Annotated in this window: 6 protein-coding genes; 1 reads left to right on the top strand and 5 read right to left on the bottom strand. The window is 76.9% G+C overall.

Annotated elements, in window-relative coordinates:
• The 3 genes from ABEB16_RS18270 to ABEB16_RS18260 form a co-directional block, all read right to left on the bottom strand.
• On the bottom strand, positions 1–980 hold a 980-nt coding region (locus ABEB16_RS18270; protein ID WP_345713642.1), incomplete at its 3' end, for a hypothetical protein.
• Complete coding sequence (locus ABEB16_RS18265) at positions 964–1,599, bottom strand: TetR/AcrR family transcriptional regulator (RefSeq protein WP_345713641.1); 636 nt, start codon at positions 1,597–1,599, stop codon at positions 964–966. The genes ABEB16_RS18265 and ABEB16_RS18270, both read right to left, overlap by 17 nt.
• The gene (locus tag ABEB16_RS18260) at positions 1,493–2,500 is read right to left on the bottom strand and encodes a hypothetical protein (protein WP_345713640.1); all 1,008 of its coding nucleotides are present in this window, start codon (positions 2,498–2,500) and stop codon (positions 1,493–1,495) included. The genes ABEB16_RS18265 and ABEB16_RS18260 overlap by 107 nt, the downstream gene beginning before the upstream one ends.
• Positions 2,501–2,728: 228 nt before the next feature.
• On the opposite strand from ABEB16_RS18260, the gene ABEB16_RS18255 reads away from it, so the two are divergent.
• Positions 2,729–3,658, top strand: coding sequence for a glycerophosphodiester phosphodiesterase (locus ABEB16_RS18255; RefSeq protein ID WP_345713639.1), 930 nt, complete (start codon positions 2,729–2,731; stop codon positions 3,656–3,658).
• Positions 3,659–3,758: 100 nt separating this feature from the next.
• Here the strand turns inward: ABEB16_RS18255 and ABEB16_RS18250 are convergent, their stop codons facing one another.
• A complete protein-coding gene (locus tag ABEB16_RS18250) occupies positions 3,759–5,432 on the bottom strand; it encodes a DNA repair helicase XPB (RefSeq protein ID WP_345713638.1) in 1,674 nt (557 codons plus the stop codon).
• A 109-nt stretch (positions 5,433–5,541) separates the two neighbouring features.
• Entirely contained in the window at positions 5,542–6,396 is an 855-nt protein-coding gene (locus ABEB16_RS18245) for a hypothetical protein (protein ID WP_345713637.1), read from the bottom strand.
• Positions 6,397–6,695 lie beyond the last annotated feature (299 nt).

Genomic DNA, 6,695 nt, shown 5'->3' with positions numbered 1-6,695 from the left:
GCCACCACCACGACCCCCGCGCCGGCCACCTGCCACGGCGAGACCCCGGGCGCCGCCCCGCCGAGGGAGTCGCGCAGGATCAGCCCCGCCGCCAGCGCCCACCCGATCGCGCAGAGCACCACCCCGCGCCGCCCGAGCCAGCGCTGCCGCGCCCGCGCCGGGGCCAGCGCCTCCGCCACGGCGATCGGCGCGGCGATGCTCCAGACCACGTGCCCGGCCACGAAGTTCAGGGCGTCGGCGGCGCTCACCCCCAGCGGTGCCAGCAGCGTCGCGGCCCTGTTCTGCTCCCAGCCCTCGTAGTCCTGGTAGTCCACGCTGAACAGCGACCGGTCCACCACGCCGGCCTGCAGCACGCCGAAGGCCGCCGCCAGCAGCAGCACCGAGGGCCAGCCGCGCCCCGTGGCGCGGGCGACCTCGCGGACCAGCAGCGCCGGCGCGCCGTAGAGCGGGACGAACACCACCAGGCCGGCGAGCAGCTGCACCGGGTCGCCCGTGGTCTCGGCGTAGGCGGACAGGTACTCCGCGCTCACCGGGGCCAGCACGGCCAGCACCGCCACCTGCCACCGGGTGCCCTTCCCATGGCCCGGGCGGGCCGGGCGCTGCAGCAGCCGCAGCGCGCAGGCCGCCAGCGCCACCGCCGAGCCCACCAGCACCACGACGCGACCGGGCGTCACCACGTCCGGCCCCGCGCCCGGTCCCGCACCGGCCGCGACGGCCTGCAGCGCGTTGAGCAGCGTGAACGCCGCGACGGGCGCGGCCACCGCGGCCGTCCAGCCCCGCCGCACCAGCGCGGTGAGGACCGCCGCCAGCGGGAGCAGCACCGCTCCCGGCGGGACCCGGTCCGGTCCGCCCGCGCCGCCGACCAGCAGCAGCGCCCACACCCCCGCGGCCGCCACGAGCAGCGCGGCCGGCAGCACGGCCGCCGGCATCCGTGGGCGGGTGTGGAGGGGGGTGCTCGCGGCCTCAGGTGTGCGCGTCATCCGGGTCCTCCTGCGGACCGGGCCCGCGGTACCGCAGCACGCGGGCCACCAGCAGCTTCACGGTCGCGACGTCCGCGGCGCGGTCGCGCCCGGGTTCGGGGTAGCCGCGGCCGTAGAAGGACTCCACGAGCGTGAGCACCCAGCGCGCGGCCTCCTCCGCCGCCATCCCCGGGTCGGCGGTGCCGGCCTCGACCATGCGCCGCACCAGCGCGCCGATCCCGCGCACCATCCGGGCGTCGCCCTCGGCGACGAGGCGGGCCGTCACGGGGTCCCGGTGGGACTGGGCGACCATCTCCACCAGCAGGCCCGCGACGACGGGGTGCGCGGTGTCGGCCGCCACCCGGTCGATGACGACGGTGAGCGCGTGCCAGGGGTCCGGGTCGGCCGCCGCCGCCGCGAAGTGGTGGTCCCACTCGTCGCGGTCGAGCTCGAAGATGCCGTGGAAGACCTCCTGCTTGGAGGCGAAGTAGTGGAAGAGGTTGCCGGTGCTGATGCCGGCGGCCCGGCAGATGTCAGCGGTCGACGTCGCCGCCAGGCCCTTCTCGGCGAACAGCGCCACCGCCGCCTCGACGATGCGCATCCGCCGCTGCCGGTGCTTCTCGGGGTCGATCGTGCGCATCGGGGGGTGTGTCCTCGTCGTGGTGGGGCGCGGCGGGTGCCGTGCCGGGCGGGGTGCCGGGGGGCGTGGAGGTGCTGGGGGGCGTGGAGGTGCTGGGGGGCGTGGAGGTGCCGGGGGGCGTGGAGGTGCCGGGGGGCGGGGCGTGGCGGCGCCGGCGCACCTCGCCGACCGCGATGCCCACGGCGATGAGGACGGGCACCCAGAACTTGGCGGTGGCCAGCACCGCGAGCAGCCACGGCGGGGCGCTGACGTCGGGCCAGGGGATCTCGGGCAGGTCGACGTCGGGCCAGGGGATCTGCGGCAGGTCGACGTCGGGCCACGGGACGTCGGGCCAGGGGATCCGGGGCAGGTCGACGTCGGGTACCCGCTCGCGGACCCACCGCACCAGGGGTTGCAGGAGCTGGCCCACGAACACCGTCAGGCCCAGTGCCCCGAGGAGGACCTTGGCGACGGCGGCGAGGACGTGGCGCGAGGCGTACAGGCGCGGGTGCCGGCGGCCGAAGGCGAGCCGCCGGGCCGCGAGCGTCCCCGGTGGTGGCGCGAACTCGTAGCGCTCGACCCGTGCGAGCCGGGCGGCGGCCGGGGGCAGCTCCGCGAGGGCCTCGCGGCCGCCGGGCAGGCCGCCCGCCGGCGGGACGAGGAGGGCGGCGTGCGCGATCCGGCCCGACCACCCGAGCCGGACGTGCACGAGCGGTGCCTGCGCCCCGGTGCCCGGTGCGGGACCCGCGCCCGGCGGTACGTCGAGCAGGACCTTCTCCGTGCCCGACCCGGCGGCGACCCGCTGCCCGTCGCGCAGCAGCACCACCTCGGTGCGCCAGGTCCCGCGCTCCGCGCGCAGCTCCAGGGGGACCTCGCCCCAGCGCAGGCGGTGGGGGGCGGCGGTGCGGCTCGTCGCGGCCATGTCCCCAGCGTCAAACCGAGCGCTCGGTCTGTCAATAGGGCGGGTGCGCTGCTTCAGCCCGGCACCGGACCTGTCGAGACCACACCCGCGCCGGCGCCGCTCCGGTGCGCCACCGGGAACACCGAGCCGAGAGCACCTGGGGTCGTCGTGGGCAAGCGTCAGGAAGCAGTCACGCACAGTCCGTCCAGGGGTCACCTGCCGGACGAGCTGCCCCGGCAGCGTGACGTCGTGACCAGTGCGACCCCGTCAGGGCCCGCGTCCGTCCCCTCCTCCGCGCGCTCGCGCGCCGCAGCCGGCCTCACCCCGGTCGCCTCCCCGCTCGTCATCGCCCACCGCGGCTACTCCGCCGTGGCCCCCGAGAACACCCTCGCCGCCTTCGAGGCCGCGCTGCGCTGCGGCGCCGACATGGTCGAGACGGACGTGCACCCCGCCGCCGACGGCTCCGTGGTGCTCATGCACGACGCCGACGTCGACGCCACCACCGGCGGCCACGGCCGCATCGCGGACCTCGACGCCGGCGCCCTGGCCGCCCTCGACGCCGGCGCCTGGTTCTCCCCGGCCTTCGGCGGCCAGCGCGTCCCGCTGCTCGCCGACCTGCTCGACCTGCTCGCCGAGCACCCCGGTGCCCAGCTGCTGCTGGAGCTGAAGCAGGAGTGGACCCCCGCGCAGGTGCGCACCGCGATCGACGTCGTCCGCCGCGCCGCGGCCGTCGACCAGGTCGTCGTGCAGAGCTTCGAGATGTCCACCCTGGCCCACGTGCGCGACGTCGCCCCGGAGGTGCGCCGCGCCGCCCTGCTGGACGCACCCGCCACCGACGCCCTCGCGCAGGGGCGCGCGCTGCGCCGCGACCTGGGCGTGCTGGCGTGCAACCCGGGCGTCGCCTCCCTGGTGGCCCGGCCCGCCGCCGTCGACGAGCTCCACGAGGCCGGCCTGGAGGTCTGGCCGTGGACGGTCGACGCCCCCGCGCTGTGGCGCTTCCTGCTCGCCGCCGAGGTCGACGGCGTCATCACCAACCGGCCCGACGGGCTGCGCGGCTGGCTGCAGGCCCGCGAGGAGGTCTACCCCGAGCCCGCCGACCTGCTGCTCACCGCGCTCGGTCAGGGCTCGCGCGCCCGCGCCACCACCGACGTCCAGCTCGCCCGGGCCGCCACCCGCTGAGGGCGCCCACCCCCTCGGGCGCCCTTCTCCGGGTTCGGGCGCCCGGGAGGCGTGCTCCGGGCGCCCGAACCCGGAGAAGGGTGCCCGGGGGGTGGAGCCGTCAGTCCGGCAGCACCCCGTCGGCGTCCGGCACGCCCCGGTCCAGGTCGTCGGCGTCCACGATGCGGTAGGCGTACCCCTGCTCGGCGAGGAACCGCTGCCGGTGCGCGGCGAAGTCCTGGTCCTTGGTGTCCCTGGCCACCACCGTGTAGAAGCGCGCCGCCCCGCCGTCGCCCTTGGGGCGCAGCACCCGCCCCAGCCGCTGCGCCTCCTCCTGCCGCGAGCCGAACGACCCCGACACCTGGATGGCCACCTTCGCCTCGGGCAGGTCGATGGAGAAGTTCGCGACCTTGCTGACCACCAGCGTGGAGACCTCCCCGTGCCGGAAGGCGTCGAACAGCCGCTGCCGCTCCCGCACCGTCGTCTCGCCCTTGATGACGGGGGCGCCCAGCCGCTCGGCGAGCTCGTCGAGCTGGTCGATGTACTGCCCGATCACGAGCAGCGGCTCACCGCGGTGCTGCGCGACGAGCTTCTCCACCACCCGCGTCTTCTCCGCCGACGTCGCGCACAACCGGTAGCGGTCCTCGTCGTCGGCGGTGGCGTAGAGCAGCCGCTCCGCCTCCGGCAGCGTCACCCGCACCTCGACGCAGTCGGCCGGCGCGATGTAGCCCTGCGCCTCGATGTCCTTCCACGGCGCGTCGTAGCGCTTGGGGCCGATCAGGGAGAACACGTCGCCCTCGCGGCCGTCCTCGCGCACCAGCGTCGCCGTCAGCCCCAGGCGGCGGCGCGCCTGCAGGTCCGCGGTCATCCGGAAGATCGGCGCCGGCAGCAGGTGCACCTCGTCGTAGACGATGAGGCCCCAGTCGCGGGCGTCGAACAGCTCCAGGTGCGGGTAGACGCCCTTCCGCTTCGTCGTCACCACCTGGTAGGTGGCGATCGTGACGGGGCGGATCTCCTTGCGGGCGCCGGAGTACTCGCCGATCTCGTCCTCGGTCAAGGTGGTGCGCCGCAGCAGCTCGTCGCGCCACTGCCGCGCCGAGACCGTGTTCGTCACCAGGATCAGCGTGGTGGCCCGGGCCTGCGCCATCGCGCCGGCACCGACCAGGGTCTTGCCCGCCCCGCAGGGCAGCACCACGACACCGGAACCGCCGTGCCAGAACCCCTCCACGGCCTGCTGCTGGTACGGGCGCAGGCTCCAGCCGTCCTCGGCCAGCGCGATCGGGTGCGCCTCGCCGTCGACGTAGCCGGCCAGGTCCTCGGCGGGCCAGCCCAGCTTGAGCAGCGCCTGCTTGAGGTTGCCGCGCTCGCTGGGGTGCACCGCGACGGCGTCCGGGGCGACCCGCGCACCCAGCATCGGCGCGACCCGCTTGGAGCGCAGCACCTCCTCCAGCACGGGGGTGTCCAGGGCGTGCAGCACGAGGCCGTGCGCCGGGTCGTTGAGCAGCTGCAGCCGGCCGTAGCGGGCCATCGTCTCCGCCACGTCCACCAGCAGGGCGTGCGGCACGGGGTAGCGGGAGAACTCCAGCAGCGTGTCCACGACCTGCTCGGCGTCGTAGCCGGCGGCCCGGGCGTTCCACAGGCCCAGCGGCGTCAGCCGGTAGGTGTGGACGTGCTCGGGGGCGCGCTCCAGCTCCGCGAAGGGCGCGATGGCGGCCCGGCAGGCGCGCGCCCGCTCGTGGTCCACCTCCAGCAGCAGCGTCTTGTCGCTCTGGACGATGAGGGGTCCGGCGTTCACGCGGCTCCTACCTGCTCGGGGACGGCCCGCGGGGGCCGGGCGGACGGCGGGGTGCACCCCGCCACCTGGGGTGCAACCGCCCGGGGCGCCGCGAGCTTCCGCCCGCGCCTCAGCCGACGGCGGGCGCGCCCGTGCCGGACGCGGTGCCGGGCGCGGTGCCGAGCCCGGTGGCGCTGAGGTCGAAGTCGGAGCCGGTGTCGGGGATGGCGGCCCGCAGGACGACCACCAGCACGACGACCGCCAGGACCGCCAGCAGGGTGAGGCCCAGCGTCACCCAGGCGCAGATCTGCCCGGTCCGGATCTGACCCAGCCCCTGCAGCCGGCCCTGCGACTCCAGCACCTGCCGCCGCGCGCCGGGGGCCATGACGAGGGAGACGATCGCGGGGATGAAGCCGAGGCCACCGGCGGAGAAGACGAGCAGCGCGAGGGAGCCGATGCCCGTCCACATCACCGCCTGCGCCTGGCCGGCGACGGGCGCGCCGTAGCCGTGCTGGCCGTACTGGCCCGGGGCGTACTGCGCCGGGGCGTACTGGCCGGGGGCGTACTGCGCCGGGCCGTACTGGCCGGGGGCGTACTGGCCGGGGGCGTACTGCGCCGGGCCGGGCTGCGCCGGGCCGTGCTGCGCCGGGCCGGGCTGGCCGTACGTCTGGTTCGGCGGGTACGGCTGCGGGCCGGGGGGCTGCTGCGCGGCCCACTGCGGCGGTGCCTGCTGGGCGCCGCGCTGCTGGTCCTGCCACGCCTGCTGGTCCTGCGGTGGTGCACCCCAGCCCTGGGCGGCGGCCGGAGCGGCCGCCGACGCCCGGTAGGGGTCGTGCTGGTCCTGGGGACGCTGCCCGGGCGCGGGCGCGGGGTGCGCACCCCGCGGGGAGCCGCCCTCGTCGGGGGTCGGGGCGTCCTCCTGGCGCGGGTCCGGCTCCTCCCACCACGAGCGCCGCTCCCCGTCGCCGTGCGTGAACTCGCTCATCGTTCTCCCACGGTCCTCTCCGACGCCCGCCGCGACCGGGTTGCGCGCGGCACCACCCCCGAAACGCTAGCCGACCTGCGCCCAGGCGCCCTGCGACGTCCCCCCGCCGGCCCAGCCCACGCCCGCCGTGCGCGCCGGCCCGGCGCTCACCCCTCCCAGGGCGCCACGCCCGTCACGCGGTGCACCGAGTACGTGCGGACCTCCTGCCCGGCCGCCGGACCGGAGCGGTCCAGCGCCGTCACCCGGCCCCCCTCCACGGACAGCGGCTCCACCAGCCGCCGCGTCGTGCGGCCGGTCGC

The organism is Kineococcus glutinatus, assembly GCF_039542765.1.
GTDB classification, from domain to species: Bacteria; Actinomycetota; Actinomycetes; order Actinomycetales; family Kineococcaceae; genus Kineococcus_A; species Kineococcus_A glutinatus.
This window is presented reverse-complemented; position numbering and strand designations above follow the sequence as displayed.